Source organism: Pseudonocardia sp. N23 (assembly GCF_002583555.1).
Classification (GTDB): domain Bacteria; phylum Actinomycetota; class Actinomycetes; order Mycobacteriales; family Pseudonocardiaceae; genus Pseudonocardia.
In genome coordinates this window covers 64174-81423 of sequence record NZ_BEGX01000063.1, presented here as the reverse complement: position 1 = coordinate 81423, position 17250 = coordinate 64174, and the positions used below count along the sequence as shown (strand labels likewise).

General features: G+C 70.0%; 20 protein-coding genes. 11 read left to right on the top strand and 9 right to left on the bottom strand.

Annotated features, from left to right (window positions below):
• Positions 1-501: 501 nt before the first annotated feature.
• The 3 genes from TOK_RS33435 to TOK_RS19525 are packed head-to-tail and all read right to left on the bottom strand — an operon-like array spanning position 502 to position 1277.
• Entirely contained in the window at positions 502-585 is an 84-nt protein-coding gene (locus TOK_RS33435) for a type II toxin-antitoxin system RelE/ParE family toxin (protein WP_253258504.1), read from the bottom strand.
• 10 nt (positions 586-595) lie between these two features.
• On the bottom strand, positions 596-790 hold the full coding sequence (locus tag TOK_RS31815; protein ID WP_141566451.1) for a type II toxin-antitoxin system RelE/ParE family toxin: 195 nt from the start codon (positions 788-790) through the stop codon (positions 596-598).
• Positions 791-794: 4 nt separating this feature from the next.
• Positions 795-1277, bottom strand: a complete 483-nt coding sequence (locus TOK_RS19525; protein WP_098959440.1) for a type II toxin-antitoxin system Phd/YefM family antitoxin — start codon at positions 1275-1277, stop codon at positions 795-797.
• Between the two features lie 88 nt (positions 1278-1365).
• On the opposite strand from TOK_RS19525, the gene TOK_RS19520 reads away from it, so the two are divergent.
• From TOK_RS19520 to TOK_RS19510, 3 genes are read left to right on the top strand one after another with little or no spacing between them, the layout of a single operon-like run.
• The gene (locus TOK_RS19520; protein ID WP_098959439.1) at positions 1366-1713 is read left to right on the top strand and encodes a helix-turn-helix transcriptional regulator; all 348 of its coding nucleotides are present in this window, start codon (positions 1366-1368) and stop codon (positions 1711-1713) included.
• Positions 1710-2153 carry an SRPBCC domain-containing protein gene (locus TOK_RS19515; RefSeq protein WP_098959438.1) on the top strand — a complete coding sequence of 148 codons (444 nt, stop codon included), beginning with the start codon at positions 1710-1712 and terminating at the stop codon, positions 2151-2153. The genes TOK_RS19520 and TOK_RS19515 overlap by 4 nt, the downstream gene beginning before the upstream one ends.
• A complete protein-coding gene (locus TOK_RS19510) occupies positions 2153-2755 on the top strand; it encodes a maleylpyruvate isomerase family mycothiol-dependent enzyme (RefSeq protein ID WP_098959437.1) in 603 nt (200 codons plus the stop codon). The genes TOK_RS19515 and TOK_RS19510 overlap by 1 nt, the downstream gene beginning before the upstream one ends.
• Before the next feature lie 331 nt (positions 2756-3086).
• Here the strand turns inward: TOK_RS19510 and TOK_RS19505 are convergent, their stop codons facing one another.
• Positions 3087-3533, bottom strand: coding sequence for an SRPBCC family protein (locus tag TOK_RS19505; RefSeq protein ID WP_098959436.1), 447 nt, complete (start codon positions 3531-3533; stop codon positions 3087-3089).
• 675 nt (positions 3534-4208) lie between these two features.
• On the opposite strand from TOK_RS19505, the gene TOK_RS19500 reads away from it, so the two are divergent.
• The 3 genes from TOK_RS19500 (at position 4209) to TOK_RS19490 (ending at position 7138) form a co-directional block, all read left to right on the top strand.
• Complete coding sequence (locus TOK_RS19500; protein WP_098959435.1) at positions 4209-5162, top strand: ABC transporter ATP-binding protein; 954 nt, start codon at positions 4209-4211, stop codon at positions 5160-5162.
• Positions 5159-5977, top strand: coding sequence for an ABC transporter permease subunit (locus tag TOK_RS19495; RefSeq protein ID WP_098959434.1), 819 nt, complete (start codon positions 5159-5161; stop codon positions 5975-5977). Before TOK_RS19500 ends, TOK_RS19495 begins: the two co-directional genes overlap by 4 nt.
• Before the next feature lie 321 nt (positions 5978-6298).
• Positions 6299-7138 carry a hypothetical protein gene (locus tag TOK_RS19490; protein WP_172457656.1) on the top strand — a complete coding sequence of 280 codons (840 nt, stop codon included), beginning with the start codon at positions 6299-6301 and terminating at the stop codon, positions 7136-7138.
• A gap of 247 nt (positions 7139-7385) precedes the next feature.
• On the opposite strand, the gene TOK_RS19485 is transcribed toward TOK_RS19490, so the two are convergent.
• The 5 genes from TOK_RS19485 to TOK_RS19465 all read right to left on the bottom strand — a co-directional run bounded on the left by TOK_RS19485 (position 7386) and on the right by TOK_RS19465 (position 12254).
• Positions 7386-8393, bottom strand: a complete 1008-nt coding sequence (locus tag TOK_RS19485; RefSeq protein WP_098959432.1) for a DMT family transporter — start codon at positions 8391-8393, stop codon at positions 7386-7388.
• Entirely contained in the window at positions 8393-9574 is a 1182-nt protein-coding gene (locus TOK_RS19480; protein ID WP_098959431.1) for a glycosyltransferase, read from the bottom strand. The genes TOK_RS19485 and TOK_RS19480 overlap by 1 nt, the downstream gene beginning before the upstream one ends.
• Positions 9575-9645: 71 nt before the next feature.
• Positions 9646-10098, bottom strand: a complete 453-nt coding sequence (locus TOK_RS19475) for a DUF1707 domain-containing protein (RefSeq protein ID WP_098959430.1) — start codon at positions 10096-10098, stop codon at positions 9646-9648.
• Between the two features lie 21 nt (positions 10099-10119).
• Positions 10120-11532 (bottom strand): cell wall metabolism sensor histidine kinase WalK, encoded by a 1413-nt coding sequence (locus TOK_RS19470; protein ID WP_098959429.1) that lies wholly within the window; start codon positions 11530-11532, stop codon positions 10120-10122.
• Positions 11529-12254 (bottom strand): response regulator transcription factor, encoded by a 726-nt coding sequence (locus tag TOK_RS19465; protein WP_098959428.1) that lies wholly within the window; start codon positions 12252-12254, stop codon positions 11529-11531. Before TOK_RS19465 ends, TOK_RS19470 begins: the two co-directional genes overlap by 4 nt.
• Positions 12255-12451: 197 nt before the next feature.
• Here TOK_RS19465 and TOK_RS19460 point away from each other — a divergent pair, with 197 nt between their 5' ends.
• From TOK_RS19460 to TOK_RS19440, 5 genes are all read left to right on the top strand, one after another.
• Positions 12452-13090, top strand: a complete 639-nt coding sequence (locus TOK_RS19460) for a DedA family protein (RefSeq protein ID WP_098959427.1) — start codon at positions 12452-12454, stop codon at positions 13088-13090.
• Positions 13091-13134: 44 nt separating this feature from the next.
• Positions 13135-13629 (top strand): DUF1707 domain-containing protein, encoded by a 495-nt coding sequence (locus TOK_RS19455; RefSeq protein WP_098959426.1) that lies wholly within the window; start codon positions 13135-13137, stop codon positions 13627-13629.
• Positions 13630-13822: 193 nt separating this feature from the next.
• On the top strand, positions 13823-15031 hold the full coding sequence (locus TOK_RS19450) for a phosphodiester glycosidase family protein (RefSeq protein ID WP_098959425.1): 1209 nt from the start codon (positions 13823-13825) through the stop codon (positions 15029-15031).
• Positions 15028-15819, top strand: coding sequence for a phosphatase PAP2 family protein (locus tag TOK_RS19445; RefSeq protein WP_098959424.1), 792 nt, complete (start codon positions 15028-15030; stop codon positions 15817-15819). Before TOK_RS19450 ends, TOK_RS19445 begins: the two co-directional genes overlap by 4 nt.
• Positions 15820-15976: 157 nt before the next feature.
• On the top strand, positions 15977-17158 hold the full coding sequence (locus TOK_RS19440) for an ATP-grasp domain-containing protein (RefSeq protein ID WP_098959423.1): 1182 nt from the start codon (positions 15977-15979) through the stop codon (positions 17156-17158).
• Positions 17159-17250: the final 92 nt, after the last annotated feature.

Here is a 17250-nt window from a genome sequence, read left to right as displayed (position 1 = left end):
GGCGTCGGCAAACTTCTTGTTCGGACTATTTACCCATCTTGTTGCTCGATTCGCTTCGCCACCGCAACTATGCCACGCTGCTCATGCGTCCTGACATCGTCAGGGTGCTGTGCGACCTCGGGACGTATTGGTCGGCGAGCACGACCTTGAGCTCGTCCGGCCGGAGAATCTCCGCGTAGGCCTGGTAAAGCTCGGCGCGGCCACCGAGGCCGACGCCGGCAACCCGTCGTGCCGATCACCCGACGAGGGCAACGCACTGCCGTTCGCTCCACGTTTGTGTCCATGAGCGTGGATACCGCTCGAAGATCGACACGTTCGGCTGGCAAGGCACCGGGGCGGGTGAGGCTCGAACCCACGACGTGACGGATCATGAGGGAAGCGCTCCACGCCGACTATGGCCGCTACCACCAACGATGACCTTGCGAGGGGCGACTTCCGCCTCGGGAACCACTCCTGAGCAACAGTTCGCACCACGTTGGGCTCCACGGCGTGTCGCGGCTACTAGGAACCGGCTCGGTAGACCTCGCGACGATGCGCCACATGCACGACCACGATGAGCAAACGACTGTCCTCGACGCTGTACACGACCCGGTAGTCACCGACTCGCAGGCGCCGCAGACCCGGCGAGCCGACGAGCCGACGAGCCGACGAGAGCCTTCACACCGGCAAGGCGAGGATCGTCCGCGAGTCGCTGGATGGCAGCGAGCACGCGGCGGGCGATCGGCGGGTCGAGCTTGCGCAGGCTCCTCAGCGCGGCAGGACGGACTTCGATCGAGTAGCGCTCGGACACCGCGTCAGAGGTTCATCTCGCGCAGCACCTCGGACAGCGGCACCGACGGCTCCGGGTCAGCAAGGGACTCGGCAGCGACTTTCTTCAGGTCCTCGTCCTCGAGATGCTCCAGATACTCGGCGACGTCCGCCGGCACGATCGCAGCGACACGACGCCCCCGGTGCGTGATGTACGTCGTGTGACCGGCATGTTCGGCCCGACCGACCACCGCAGCGAACGTCGCGCGAACCTCCGCAGCCGACAACTCCTCGGGAGCAGGTTCAGGACGGAAGTCTGGCGCTACTCTCATGTACATATCGTACCTGACGTACACGGTGGCCATCCTATTTTTGCCCGCCGCGATCGAGCGTGACTGTCGTGTATCTGCGCTCGCCAGCTTCGGTTCGAGGGCAGGCGTGCCACGGATCAGCATGGCGGTGCCGTGGACATGGCTGCCGTCGACGGGTGGTTCTGGTCGCAAGTGCGGCATCGCGTTGGGGTCGCGCACGACTCGCTGACGGCCGCCGTCGCATTCCTCGACCACTGACCGAGTAACTCAAGTAGATACTTAAACAAGACTATGCTTGAATGGTGACATGGCAATCACAACGGAGGATGAGGGGCTCGACGCGATGTTCGGCGCGCTGGCTGACCGGACCCGTCGAGACATCGTGGCGCGGCTGGCCGCCGGCGACGCGACGGTCACGGAGCTCGCCGCGCCGTACCCCATGAGTGTGCAGGCCATCTCTCAACATCTCGGAGTGCTCGAACGGTGCGGCCTGATCACCCGCGGTCGCCACCGCCAAACGCGGCCGTGCCGGCTGGAGCCACTAGCCCTGGAGGCCGCGATGTCCTGGATCCAGGAGAGCCGACGCACTTGGGCCGAGCGTATGGACCTGCTCGAAGCCCATCTCGACCGTCTGCGCGAGGACCGACAGCAATGAGAGACGACGAGCTGATCCACCAGCGAGTCCTCAAGGCACCCCGGGAGCTGGTGTGGCAGTGCATGACCGAGCCCACACACCTCGCCCATTTCTGGGGCCCGCGCGGGACGAGCACCCCGGCCGACGGCATCGTCGTCGAACTTCAGCCGGGGGGCCGGTTCGAAACCGTGATGATCGGCGAACACGGCAGCCACCAGATGCGTGCGACCTTCACCGAAGTCGCCCCTCCCGAACGCCTGGCCTGGCTGGAACCGGACAGCGGCATGCACACCACCACCACGTTCACCGATCTCGGCGACGACCGCACCGAGATCATGATCCACCAACGCCACGTACCCGAGGCGCTGCGTTCGCCCGACACGCGCGCCGGATTCCTCACCTCTCTGGACAAGTTCGAGGCTCACCTCGCCCACCTGACCGGCACTTGTGGGGACCACTGATGACCAACTTGCAGACGTCGGTCGCCGTCACCTTGCGCGACCTCGCCGACCTGCTCGCGGCCACGCCCCCCGCGACCTGGGACACCCCGTCTCTCTGCGCGGGCTGGCAGGTCCGCCACGTTGTCGCGCACGTGACGATGCCTGCCCGGCTCACCCCTGAGCAGTTCGGTGCCGAGATGGCAGCGGCAGGCGGCGACTTCGGAGTCTTGTCGAACACGATCGCGACTCGCGACTCACATCTCCCCCTCGACGAACTGCTCGCCGGCCTACGCTCCCCCGACTTGCACCAGTGGCAACCACCCGGCGGCGGAGCGATCGGCGCGCTCAGCCACGCCGTCATCCACTCCCTCGACGCGACCATCCCCCTCGGCGAGAAACCCACCGCGCCCGCCGACGGCATCACCGCCGTCCTGGACCACCTCACTGCCGCTCACGGAGCGATCTTCGGCCTCGACCTCACCGGTCTCCACCTTCAGACGACCGATGGCACCTGGGCCTGGGGCCACGGCGACCAGAGCATCCGAGGCGATGCCGACCAACTGCTCGCCCTCCTCGCCGGACGCACCCTCCCCGATCGACGCATCCTCCCTCGAGCCGGATGACCCCACCCGAGCAGCGCGGTGCGAATGCCGGCGGAGGTTCAGGCACACGACGACTCGCCGTGGGCGAATGAACGCGGTCTCCGAGGTGCTCGGGGGTGGGCCGGGACAAACGTGCGCGAATCCACCAGACCGAGGTCGACGACGGGAGCCGACCGGGCACCACCAGCGAGGAGTGCGATGAGCTCGAACTGTTGCGGCGGGCGGCTCGCAGCCAAGGCGCCCAACGAGACATTGCTGGTCCTCGGCTACTACGTCGCCGCCGCCTCGAGCACGTGCTGCACCGGGTCCATCCCGCGGCACGAGCACGACCACTCACGCCAACACCCGGCCATCAGGATTTCCGCGGGGCCAGCTCCCGGGCAAGCCTGGCGAGGTCCCTACGGTTCGCACGGCGTATCGCGGCCGCCATCGCGGGTGCCGTGACGGCGGCAAAACCGGACGGCTCGCCGCTGTTGTGCAGCGTCATCAGGGTGCGGCCCTCGCCTGCGTCGTCCCAGGTGTAGGTGGTCTCCATCGGGAACGGTCCTTGCTCGGTGCGCATGGCGAGCCTCCGGCCGGGCTCGTACTCGACGACCTCGTACACGTACTCCAGAATGCGCCCGAGGAACCGGGCCCGGAATGCGAGCCGTGAGCCCACAACCAACGGCGGCGAGGTCAGCCACTCGACTCCGTCGATGTTCGCGTACCAGCGCGGCGCGTTGGCTGGGTCACCGGCGAACGCTGCGACGAGCACCCGCGGATGGTCGAGAACAGCCTCTGTCGTGACGTCAACGACCATGGCTCCTCCGGCGCTCCCCGCACCGGCCCACGCCTGGCACCGCAGGTTCGCGTAGGTCGTCCTGCCTCAGCAACCGGATGGTCGCCGCGGTGGGCCACTGTAGTCATTGCGGTTGCCAGCGGTCGGTGCGCGAGCCTGAGACCCGCTGCGGCCAGTATCGGCCGGCCTGCCTCCACCGCCGACCGCAGGCTCGCAGCCACAATCCCGGTGCACAACGGCGCCGGCACGACGTCCGGCACCGCCGCCAAGGCGTACACCTCACGGATGGCCGCACCGGCCTCGTCGCGACCCGGACCGCGTCCGTCTAGGTCGTGGGCGCCTCCCTGGCCGAGGTTGACATCGACGCCACCACAGCATTCGCTCTGGGCCCAGCCGCCGGTGGCCGGCCGTCCGGCCGCGGCTGGACGGCGCTGATCGTCGCACCGACGGCCCCGTCGAGATCCTCGCGAGCGGCGGCTGGCCCCAGGGAAAGCGGTGCCCACCCGGGGCCCAAGGACTCACCCGCATCAGGTGCGGGAATCACCAGACGAAAGCCAACTCCCGGACTTCTGAGGAACCGCTGAGGCGCTTTCCCATTCCCTTGCCTTCGGGGCGATACGTTCCCGCGCGCCCGGCCGAACCGCTGTGCGGAAACGGTGCCGCCGGCCTGAACGCAATCCAAGGAGTAGTGGGCTGTTGATCGAAGCACGCGGCGTGACTAAGAAATATGGGGACAAGTCCGCGGTGTCCGACCTGACTTTCACGGTCCGGCCCGGGATCGTGACCGGTTTCCTCGGGCCGAACGGGGCGGGCAAGTCGACGACGATGCGCATGATCGTCGGGCTCGACGCCCCGACCACAGGCACCCTCACCGTCAACGGCAAGCACTACGCGCAGCACCCGGCGCCTCTGCATGAGGTCGGCGCTCTCCTGGAAGCCCGGGCGATCCACACCGGCCGCACCGCGCGCAACCATCTGCTCGCACTCGCCGCCACCACCGGAATCGGCCGCGACCGCGTCGACGCCCTGATCGAGCTCGTCGGCCTGTCCGACGTCGCCGACAAGCGCGTCCGAGGGTTCTCCCTCGGTATGGGCCAGCGGCTCGGCATCGCCTCAGCCCTCCTCGGGGACCCGCGCACGCTGATCCTCGACGAGCCGGTCAACGGCCTCGACCCCGAAGGCATCCTCTGGATCAGGAACCTGCTCCGGTCACTCGCCGCGGAGGGCCGGACCGTGTTCGTGTCCTCGCACCTGATGAGCGAGATGGCGCTCACCGCGGACCAGGTCATCATCATCGGCAAGGGTCGGCTCCTCGCCGACGTCCCGGTCGCCCAGGTCGTCGCACAGGCGGCGGGCGCGTACGTGAAGGTGCGCACCCCGGACGCCGCGGGCCTGCGCACCCTGTTGGCAGGCCCCGACGTGACCGTCACGACCACGGCGCCCGACGAGCTACAGGTCGCCGGCCTGACCAGTGACCGGATCGGCACGATCGCCGCCGAACACCGGATCGCACTGTTCGAGCTCACGCCGGTACACGGGTCGTTGGAGCAGGCGTTCATGGAGCTCACCAGGGATGCGGTGGAGTTCAGGACACCCGGCACCCTCGAGCAGCCGCTCGCGATGTCGGCGAGCACGGGAGACGAGCGATGAGCCCGACGGTGCAAGCATCGGCGGGGCCCGCCCGGAGCAGCGGCGCAGTCACGCTCCCGCGGACCATCGCATCGGAGTGGATCAAGTTCCGGACGCTGTGGTCGAGCGTGCTCGTCGCGACGGTGTCGGTCGTCGGGATGATCGGGGTCGGCTGGGTGGGGTCCTTCTTCACCAACGCCGACTGGGCCCACATGCGCCCCCGCGAGCTCGCCCGGTTCGACCCCGTCGTGACCAGCCTCAACGGCTACACCGTCGCGGAACTTGCCGTCGGCACACTCGGGGTGCTGCTCGTGACGGGCGAGTACTCCACCGGCATGATCCGGGCCACGATGGCCGCGGTCCCCGCACGGCTACCCGTGCTCTGGGCGAAGCTGATCGTCTTCACCGGCCTGACGGCAGTCCTCATGGTGCCGACTGCGTTCGTCTCGTTCCTCGGCGGGCAGGCCCTGCTCGGCACCCATTCCACCAGCCTCTCGGCTCCGGGTGTCCTGCGCGTCGTGATCGCAACAGGTGTCTATCTGACCATCGTCGGCGTCCTCGGAGTGGCCTTCGGCGCGCTGGTCCGCAACACCGCCGGCGGGATCGCGGCCCTGTTCGGTGTACTGCTGGTGCTCCCGGCGATCGTCGGTGTCCTGCCCAGCACGTGGCAGGACACAATCGGCCCCTACCTGCCCGCGAACGCCGGCCAGGCCGCCCTGTCCGTGACACCCGATCCCGCGGCTCTCGCACCGTGGACGGGGATGGCCGTTTTCGCCGCCTACGCCGTCGTCGCGACGGGCGTCGCCGCGGTCCTGCTGAAGCGGCGCGACGTGTAGCCGATCGCGGGATTCGACGAGCCACTGCGCCGCGCGCGCGGCCGACCCGCTGCGCCCAAATGCACGGCGGCGGACGGGGTCGCGTAAGCGCCGGGCTCCGGCATCGTCGGCAGACAGGGACGGCGAGGCCGGTGAGATCACCGCCTGCCGAGCACTCTCGCCTGATTCGTCCCTGGCGTCGGTTGCCGGGTGAGCGACTGGCAAGAAGTCGGCAACAGGTCACCGATTGGCGAAACGTCCTTGGCCCATGTCCGAGCACCATCCTGGCGGTGCAGTCCGCCGGATCGCCAAAACACGCGAGCATTCGACGGGAGCCGCTCGATGACATCGTCCCCACTCGGACGACAGCACGACGCCGCATGGACGGACGGCGCCGGCCATGTAGCGCCGCCACACCGGATGCGCGGGATCAAGGTCCCCGAGCTGACCCTGCTGTTCTGGGTCATCAAGGTCCTCACAACAGGGATGGGCGAGACCGCGTCGGACTGGCTCGCCCGCACGATCGATCCGGTCATCGCGGTCGCGCTGGCCCTGCTCGCACTCGCCGCACTGCTCGTGGCGCAGCTGCGGGCGACGCGGTACCGGCCCTGGCTCTACTGGGCCACCGTCGCGATGGTCAGCGTGTTCGGCACGATGGCAGCCGACGTCCTGCACGTCGTCATCGGCATCCCCTACGTCGTGTCCACGATCGCCTTCGCGGTGGCCGTCGCCGTCCTGCTCCTGCTCTGGCACCGGGTCGAAGGCACCCTCGACATCCACACGATCACCACCGTCCGACGCGAGTGCTTCTACTGGACGACCGTCTGCGCGACGTTCGCGCTCGGCACGGCCGCGGGCGACCTCACCGCGAACAGCGTCGGACTGGGCTACCTGGCCTCGGGCATCTTGTTCACCGTCGCGTTCGCCGTCCCGGCCGTCGCGCACCGGTGGTGGGGCCTGGGTGCCGTGCCTGCCTTCTGGATCGCATACGTCCTGACCAGACCACTGGGGGCGTCGTTCGCGGACTGGATCGCCGTCCCGCCTGCGCGCGGGGGCCTCGACCTCGGCACGGGGACGATCAGTCTCGTCCTGCTGATTGCCATCGCGATCGCGGTCGCCGTGCACACCCGGCAGGCTCGTCCGTCCGACCGAGCTGATGAGTCCGGCCGGTCCCTCAGATGAGCAATCTCCGGCACCCGGTTCAGGGCACGCTGAACCTGCGGAAGCAGATGATCAGGGGATCGCGGTGGTGACGCCTAACCCGATGACGAGGCACGATGCGGCGACCCGGTGCGCTGACGTCAAGATCCTTCGCTCAATCGTCCCAACGAAGAACAGCAGCAGGATGCTGTGGCCGAGGTTCTAACGGGAAGCACTCGACAACACTCTGCCTCGCGCCGACGGCGATGGCGTCTGCTCAGCTGCGCCATCACGCTCGGCTCCTGATTCCTGTAACGATCACGTCTTGTTCTCGGACATCCGCGGGTATGACGTAGCGGCTGCTAGCGAGTCCCGGCGAAACATTGAGCTGGCCGTCGCCTTCGAGGTCCGCCCGCCCGTCCGGGTTCGCGTCGAGTGCGGATCGGCCGGGGGAAGACTGCGTGGCGAGCATGCCGATGAGCAGCACCGCCATGCTGACCGTCGCGATGACGAGCGCGATCGGCGACGTCGTCATGGTGTCGCCGAACCAGAGTCCGCCGGCGACGAGCCCGACGACCGGATCGACGACCAGGATCACCGAGACGACCGCGGCCACCCCGACACCCTCACGCAGCGCGTGTTGGCTCAGCACGATGGCCAGCGAACCCAGTACGACCGCGACGTACAGCGCAGGATGGTCGAGCGGCGTGGCGACGCCGTCGGCGAGCTGGGCACCGACCTGCTTGAGCTGGACCGCGCTGAGGCCATAGCCGAGCCCGGTCGCGAGAGCGAGCCCGATCGCCCGCGCTCGCGGACCCCGCGTGGGACGACGAACCCACCTTGCGATGGTCGCCATGACCACGACAGCGATCGTCGCGAGGCCAACCGTCGTGAGCGCCGACGGTCCCGGGCCACCACCGGCATGCGGCGCAAGCGCCAGAAGCAGCCCGCAGAGCCCCGCCACGGTCAGGACGATTCCTGCACGCGCCACACCCGAGGTACGCCGCCGAAGCAGGAGCCTCTCAGCGAGCGTCGCACCGACGATGCTGGTCGTCATCACGCTCTGCACCAACAAGATCGGTCCCAGTGCGAGCGCCAGGATCTGGAGACCGATGCCGGCGAGGGACGCGACAGTGCCGATCCACCACCACGGGCTCCGCGCCAGCGCGCCGATCAGCCGCGGGTCACCGACGGCAAAGGCCGGGACACTCATCGAGCCACGTCGCTGAGCGACGCTGGCGGTGCCGATCAGGCCCGCGGCCGCCGCAGCGACGGCGACCGCCGCGATCATCGACATCAGAAGCCGCTGGCCCGCAGACCCGCCGCCGACCGCGCGGCCAGCTCGTCCCGCACGACGGCCGCGGCGTCAGCCCCAGCGGCCCACTGCGGCACGATCGGCGTGCGCTCGCGACGGCGCCCCTCGATCGCCGCGACGAGCTCATCGGGCGTACGCGGCCACGCGGCGATACCGGACCGCTCGAGGATCGCCGCGTTGGCGCGACCGTGTCCCGGGATCGGCAGGTAGGTCAGTGCGGGAAGACCGGCCACGAGCGCCTCGGTGAACGACAGCCCACCGGCGTTGTGGACGAGCATGTCCGCGGTCGCCATCAGCGCGGGGACGTCGTCGCGCCAGCCGAGCGCGGCAACCCGGGGGTCGCCGTCCCACCGCCGCCGCAACGCGTCGTTTCGGCCGCAGAGGACGAGCACACGCGCACGTGGGTGCCGCAGGACGGCCTCGACCGTCCGGGGGACGTCGCCCATCCCGAGCGAGCCGGCGCTGAGCAGGACGATCGGGTCCGGGCCGGGGAGCCCGAGCGACGCCCGATCGACGGGATCCGACCCGGCGCTGAAAGCCGGACCGCAGAGCGGACCGGCCGGGACGGCGTCGACCCCGTAGCGGGCCGCGTCCGCCGCGGTCGCGCGGGTGACCGTGAGGTGCCTGTCGACGTCCGGGTCGCACCACAGTGTGTGCGCGGCAGGATCGGTGAGGTAGGTCATCGACGTCGCTGTCAGCCGTCCACGCCGGCGCAACATGCCCAGCGTGCGGGACGCGAGCGGATAGGTCGACACGACGACGTCAGCGTCGCCGATCCATTGCTCGACCGCGGGCTCCGCGATCGAGCAGATCACTTCGGCCATCCGGCGCAGGGCACCGGGCCGCTCGAGACCGCGGAAAATCCCGTCGAAGACCCGGGGCGCGTGCTGCACGGTGGGCGCATAGAGGTCCTTGAGGATCCATGCTGCGGCGGTGGGCACCGCGTCGATGTAATCGTGGACGGTCACCTCGACGCCCGAGCCGGCGAGGCGGCGGCCCAACTCGCGCGCCGCCCCTTCGTGTCCCTGGCCGACCGTCGCCCCCAGGATGACGACGCGGCCGGCACCGGAGACCGGCGGGGCGACCAACCGCATCACTGCGGGGCGGGCGGCGCGGCGGCGGGCGTGCGTGCGAACGCGGCGCTCCGCGAGGAGTGCAGGCATGGGGAGGAACCTCTGCTCTCGATCGGATTAGGACGGGAAGAACGGCGGGGAGAACGGCGAAGGCAGAACGTTCAGCGAGGAAGCGGCGCCCCTGTGTGGTCGTGCACGTGCGCGACGCCGGGCGGCCCCGAGGGCCCGTCGTCGATCGCCGACGCACCGACGACACCCCCGACGGCACCGATGCCGATGACCAGCGCGGCAGCGGCGACGAGCGGGCGCCGTGCTGCCCGCTCCTTGATCGCGCGCAGCGCTGACCTGGTCCGGTCGCCGCCGAGTCGGCCTCGGTCGACCTCCGCCGCCGGCAGGTCGTGCACGAGGACCGCGAGCTCGTGGCGGAATCGGGCGGAGTAGGCGTCGGCGACGCGCTCGTCGGTCTCGGCGAGATCGAGGCGCCCGTGCCCGAGTGCCTCGTGCAGCGTCGCGACGACGTCGGCCCGTTCCGCGTCCGAGGCCCGTACTGGGCCGGCCGAGGTTGTCGAGCGGTCTCGGCCGGCGGGCTCCGGACGGTTGGTCTGGCTGGACATCGTGCTCCCGGGGACGATCGGTCAGGTGTCCCCAAGACTGGTCGGCGGCGGTGAACTGCCGTCGTGCTCCGGTTCGGAGTCGGGTAAGAGCCGGGCGGGATCGACGCTGAAGCCGACGGTCGCCCCACCGCCGGAGCGGCCGGTGGCGAAGACCGAGCCGCCGTGCGACGCCGCGACGTCGTGCACGATCGAGAGCCCGAGTCCGGAGCCGGGCAGCCCTCGGGCGTTGCGGGCCCGGTAGAAGCGGTCGAAAATGCGCCCCGCATCCTCTGGGTCGATGCCGGAGCCGTTGTCGGACACCGAAATCCGGCCCTCCCGCGCCGTCGCCTGGATCGGCTCGACGCCTGAGCCGTCGAACTTCACGGCGTTCTCCATGAGGTTGCCAACGGCCCGGTCGAGCGCCTGCCGACGTCCCCGGACGACGGAGCGGTCCGCATCGACGACGATCGTGCGCCCGGTGCGGCGGCCCACCCGGTCAGCGGCCCCGGTCAGCACGTCGGCGAGGGCGACGGGCTCCTCGGGCGAGTCCATCGCGCCGGCCAGCGCGAGCTCGACGAGCTCGTCGACGAGGTGGCTCAGCTCCCGGGTCTCCCCCTGCACGTCGCCGACCAGCCGGTCCTGCGCCGCGGGGCTCAGGTCGGCGAAGCGTCGCAGGACGCTCGCGTTGGTCCGCAGGCTCGTCAACGGTGTGCGCAGTTCATGGGCCGCGTCCTGGATCAACCGCTCCTGCGCGTCGCGGGCCGCGGCCAGCCGTCCGAGCATCGTGTTGAACGACGCCGACAGCCGTGCGACCTCGTCGCTGCCCTCCACCGGGACCTGGCGGTCTATCCCGCCGTGCAGGCTTACGTCCTCGGCGATCCCGGCCAGCCGCATGAGGCGGCGGGTGATGCGGTGGGCGAGCAGCCAGCCGGCCACGGCCGCAACCAGGAGCACGATCGAGCTTACCCACGCGATCTCGATCGCCATGTCGTGCAGGAGGTCGTGGGTTTGCTCGACGTCCGCCGCGACCTGCAGGGCACCTCGTCCATCGCTCAGCGCGGTCGTCATGATCCGGTAGGTGCCGTGGCCCACGTCCGCCTCGGTGACGTCTACCGTGCCCCCCGCCGCGGTCCCATCGGCGATGGCCCGCGCGGTCGCGTCGACGGGCAGGTCGACCGCCTCACCACCGAGGTGGGTTGTGGTGCCGTCAGGCGCCAGCATCTGCGCGACCAGCGGACGGGCTTCGCCACGGTGTCCGTGGCCCACTGTTACCGGCACCGCCGTCAGGACGTCGGTCCGGCCGTCGGCCAGTGCCGCGGTCGCCGAGCTCAGCGTCGTGTCGATCTCCTGACCGATCCGCTGCGCCGATGCGTCGTAGCTGAGCCATCCGACCGCGATCGCCACCACGGCCGCCACGACGGCGAAAGCCAGCGCGAAGCGCGTCCGCAGGTTCACGGCCGCCGTAGCGCGTAGCCGACACCGCGCAGGGTGTGGATCAACGCCGGGGCCCCGGCCGCGGCGAGCTTGCGCCGCAGATAGCCGACGTAGACGGCGAGGTTCTTCGAGTCCGGCCCGAAGTCGTAGCCCCAGATCCGTTCGTAGACCGTCGAGTGGTCCAGCACGATGCCCTCGTTGCGAACCATCAGCTCCAGGAGGTCGAACTCGGTCTTCGACAAGGCGAGCTCGGCCTCGCCCCACCACACGCGGCGCGCGGCGACGTCGACCCGGAGGGCGGCGACCTGCACCACCGCGGGGTCGCGCTCCTCCGTTCCCCCTGCCGGCGCCGCCCGACGCAGCAGCGCACGCAGCCGGGCGAGCAGCTCGTCGAGCTCGAAGGGCTTGGGCAGGTAGTCGTCGGCGCCTGCGTCGAGCCCGGCGACCCGCTCGGAGGTCTCCACCCGCGCGGTGAGCATCAGGACCGGGGTCCGGTCACCGTCGGCGCGCAGCACGCGGCAGACACCGAGGCCGTCGACACCAGGCATCATCACGTCGAGGACCAGCGCATCGAAGGACTCCCGGCGCAGAAGGGTGAGCGCCTCGACCCCGTCGACCGCCACGCCGATCTCGTAGCCCTCCAGACCGAGCGCGCGCTCGAGGGAGTCCCGGATCGCCCGGTCGTCGTCGACCACCAACACTCGCTGTGGCACGACCACATCATCCGCCCCAGATCCGTGCATGACCCCACCGTGCCTCAGGAGGGTGAACGGCCGCCGTGGCCCGGGTCGGAGGTGGGTAAGAAGCCGGAAGCCGCCGCCCATCGCGGCGCTTACCGAATGCTTACTGGCGATTGGCCGAACCCGCGCGTACACGCGCATAGCGTCGAACTCGTCGCGACAGCGGACCGCCGCCGCGGTGACGTGTACCGAGGAGAGACGTGACGACGATCCTTGCGCTCAATCCGCTCAGCGCGAACGACCTGCTGTCGTCGTTCGGGACGATCGGAATCCTGGTCGTCCTGTTCGCCGAGACGGGACTCCTCATCGGATTCTTCCTGCCCGGGGACTCGCTTCTGTTCACCGCGGGCCTGTTGTGCGCGGCCGGCACCGGCGCGCTGCATCTCAGCCTCCCGTGGGTGCTGCTTGCCGCGGCCGCCGGTGCCCTCCTCGGCGCCCAGACCGGGTTCTGGCTGGGGCAACGCGCCGGGCGCGCTCTCGAGAGCCGATCCGGTCATCCGCGACTGCTCGCCGGGATGCGCCGCGCCGAGGAGATGTTCGACCGCTACGGACCAGCGAAGGCGATCGTCCTGGCACGGTTCATTCCTGTGGTCCGGACCGTCCTCAACCCGGTCGCCGGCGCACTGCACACCCCGAAGGCGATCTTCGCCGTGTGGCAGGTCGCCGGTGGCCTAGCGTGGACCGTCGGGCTGGTGCTCGCCGGATTCGCCCTCGGCGCGACGGTCCCGGGGATCGACGCCTACCTGTTGCCGGTCATTGCCGCGGTCATCGTCGTGTCGCTCATCCCCCTGGTGGTGGAGCTCCTTCGTGAGCGCCGGCGTACTCGAACCGGCGGCTGAGCGGGTGGCAGACACCCTTGACGTGACCGAGACGGAGTCGTGACGTGAGCACTCATGCGGCGGGATCGAGTTCGACGACCGACCGACCGGCCGGGGCGCGATGTTCGACCGCCGAACGCGAGCAGACGTGCGCGGCCCTGTACAAGGCTGCCGGCGAGGGGCGGTTGACGCTCGACGAGACCGAGGACCGCGTCGGGCGTGCCTATGCCGCCACCTTCCGCGACGAGTTGGCCGCGCTCACCACGGACCTCCCGAGCAGCTCCTCTGCGTCGGGTTGGAGCGCCGTCTGGTCGACGGCGTGGTCACAGATCGTCACCGACCTCGCGGTCGCGACGGGCCGGGTCGAGGCGGACCCGCGGGCACGGCTGCGAGCCACTGCAACCGTCGTCGTTCCGCTGCTGGTGCTCCTGGCGATCACCAGCGTCGCACTCGCTCTGCTGGCACACGGCCTGATGGAGGGTCACGAGTTCGAACACGGCTTCGACCACGCGATCGTTCGCGGAGCTCCTCTCGAGCCGGGCGGCGCCGGTCCGGACTAAGACGGTCGTTCCCGGGGCCGCTGCAGGTCTCACGGGGCGCGACATCCAAGGACGATGTCGCGCTCGTTACCGTCCCGCTCGCCGATGACCTGGACATTTACGAGGGTGACCCAGCGGAGGCGGTTGCGACGCTTCCCAACTCCTAACCTGCCGATGGCGAGCCCCGTACCAGCACCTCCATAGCGTCGACGGTATGAACGGTGCAACGGTCTCCCGCCCCGCCGACGCGACGGACCACGGGCACTCGCAGGCCCCGCTACCACCGGGCGACGCGCCGCTGCCCCGGCGCCCGGCCAGGACCGGATGGCGCCGCCGGCGCCGCTGGGTCGGGCTGACACTGATCGCGGCACTGATCCCCGCGACGATCTCCTACGTGCAGGCGCTCACCTATCCGGGCAACGCGTCGTTGGCCGTGCGGACCGTCGAATGGGTGCGTGATCACGGTGGTGCACCAGTGGTGAACCTGGCCGAGAACCTCTACTACCGCCTGCACGCACCTGCCGACGCGCCCCCTGACCCGAACGCGCTGCCCATCGGCACCGTTGACACGGGAGGTACCGCGCGACCGGTCACCGTCGCACCGATTGCTCCGATCGTGACGCCCGCGCTATCCGGCGAGGGGGCCTGGACCCGGGCAGCGGCGATTCCGGGGAACGCCGCGTCGGTCCTCACGACGTTCATCCGCCCGGACCCCGCCCACGCCAGCGTTGTCGCGGGAATCGCGCGGTTCGACCAGCGCACCGTCAGCACCAGGCTGATCCCCGGTACCCGGGAGCCCAGCGGGCTGGGCTGGCCCGAGGCCGGCCAGGTCCCGGCCGTGTCCCGGCCGAACCTCCTGGCCACGTTCAACTCCGGGTTCAAGATGAAGGACGCGAACGGCGGGTTCTCCGTCGACGGCCGAACCCCGGTTCCGCTGCGCAACGGCGCTGCGTCGGTCGTCATCAACACCTCTGGTGTCGTGCACATCGGAGCGTGGGGTCGCGACGTGGGGCCCACCCTCGACGTCGTCGCGGTCCGTCAGAACCTCGACGTCATCATCGACCACGGACAGGTCGTTCCCGGTCTCGACGTCAACGGCGGCGGGCAGTGGGGTTCGGCGAGCAACCAGCTCCAGTACACCTGGCGATCCGGACTCGGCGTCACCGCGAACAACGACCTGGTCTACGTCGGCGGCGCCGGCCTGACGTTGTCGACGCTTGCCGCCGCGCTGTCGCAGGCCGGCGTCGTCACAGGGATGGAGCTCGACATCCACAACCAGATGGTCGACATGTTCACCTACGACCACACGGCGCACCTGCCCGACCACCTCGTGGGGGCCCCTCTGCTGCCGACGATGCCGGGTCCCGTCGACCGCTACCTGCAGGCCGACCAGCGGGACTTCTTCGCCTTGACCGCTCGGTGAGCGCGATCGCCCTGCTCGCGGCGCAGGACGCCATTGTCATCGCGGCGGTCGTCGTGGTCATCGCGTTCGCCTACGCCCGTCATCCCCTCGCCATACCCAGTGTGATCGTGACGGTGCTCTTCGGCGCGCACTCGGCCCTGACCTCGACCGTTGTCATGGACGGGCTGGGCCCGCTCGGATCCGACAGCGTCATTCTCATGTGGATCATACAGCAGCGCTCGGCGACCGTGACAACGGTCATGACGGTCGTGTCCGCGCTGGGTGGCACCGTCGGGATGGTCGTGGTCGCCGCGGTCGCTTGCGTCTCCCTGCTCTGGAAGCGACGCATCCGTGCCGCGGTCGTCGTGGCTGCGGCCGGCGGCGGCGCGGGAGCGCTGGTCGTCCTTGTCAAGAACTTGCTCGCCCGACCTCGGCCGCCGCAGTCCTGGCGGCTCGCTGTGGAGACCACCTACTCGCTGCCCTCAGGACATGCGCTGAGCTCGACGGTCGTGCTCGGGATCGTGGCAGCGGCCGTGGTGACGGGCGCGAGCCGGCCGCACATCGGTCGGATCGCGATCCTGCTCGCTACGGGGATTGGTGCGGCCATCGGCGTGAGCCGGCTGTATCTCGCCGTCCACTGGCCCAGCGATGTCGTCGACGGCTGGCTGCTGGGCGGTGCTTGGCTGACGGTCTGCGTGTGTGCGCTCGTGCGCGTCGAACACCCGCCGGGTGAGGTGGCCGCCTCGGACCATCCCGCCGCCCTCGGCTCGGACCCGGCGCGCGAGGACCCACCGGCGGGTGGCAGGTAAGCGACGACGGCCGTCGCGGCAAGGTGGGAGCAAATATTGCGCCTCCGCGGCGAACGCTTGCACTCCAACCACCCCGAGATTGCCCTACGCTTGCCCGCCGACTCGCAGAATCCGGGTCATGTCGACGACGAGCTCGTTGGGCCGCCGGGGATCCACGATGGCCCACAGCCGCCCCCCACATGACGGCGACCGTGTCCTGCTCACCGGCGCGGAGTACACCGGTGGGCTCGCCGCGCTGCGCGGGCTGCATCGGGCCGGCTACCGGACCTGGGTCGCGACAACAGACCCGCACTCCTACGGCGCACTCTCGCGCGCCGCGGCCGGGGTCGTCCCGATCCTCGACCCCCGCGTCGACCCAGAGGGCTTCGTGCACGGGCTCGCGGCCGCGGCGGCGCGTACCGGCGCGACGGTCGTTCTGCCCGGCACCGAGGCGGGTCTGCTGGCCCTCGCCGACCGCCGGAACCTCTTTCCTGCCGGCGTCGCGGTCGGCGCCCCCGATGCGGTGCTCGTCGCGGACGCGTGCGACAAGAGCCTGCTAGACACGCACGCCCGCGCCGCCGGTTTCGAGGTTCCTCCGACCACCCACGTCACCCTGTCCGACCTCGACGACGGCGCCGCGGTCACCTTTCCCGCCGTGGTGAAACCCCTGCGGTCGGAGATGATCCGCAACGGACGCCTAGAACGTATCGAGGTTGCACGGGTGACAGGGCTGGACGCTCTCGTCGCGGCGTTGCACGACCTGCCCGGTCAGGCCGGACTCGTCCAGCCTTACATGTACGGCCGGATCCGGACGGTCAACGGTCTGGCCTGGGAGGGTCAGGTCGTCACCACCGTGCACAAACGTGCCGACCGAACCTGGCCGCGCGACTGCGGCGTCGTCTCGTTCGCCACCACCGTCGCGCGCGACCCGGCGCTCGACGAGGCTGCCAAAACGTTGATGGCGAACCTGCGCTGGAGTGGCCTGTTCAACATCCAGCTGATCGAGTCGGCGTCGGGGCCACTTCTCATCGATCTCAACCCGCGCGTGTACCACTCACTCGCGCTCGCGATCACCGCTGGACCGAACCTCCCAGCCATGTGGGCGGACCTGCTGCTCGGCCGAACTCCTCGTGTCGTCGAGTACGAGGTCGGCCGCACGTTCCGCGCCGAGGACGATGTCTACGCCGTGCTCAGCGCGGCCCGCAGCCGCGGGGCGCGATCCGCTCTGTCCGGACTCAGACCCCGCCACGGCACGACGCACGCGGTTCTGGACCGTCACGACCCGCGGCCGACCCGAGCGCTCGTCGGCCGGGTCGTCTCCGGCCTCCGCAGGAAGGTCGCCGACCGCCTCCACAGATGAACACGCTTGACGCGCAACGACCATTGATGCCGTAGCAGGAATCAGCCCACTCCTGTTGCCCCGGGTACGAGCGGCCGGGGCCTGGCCTCGAC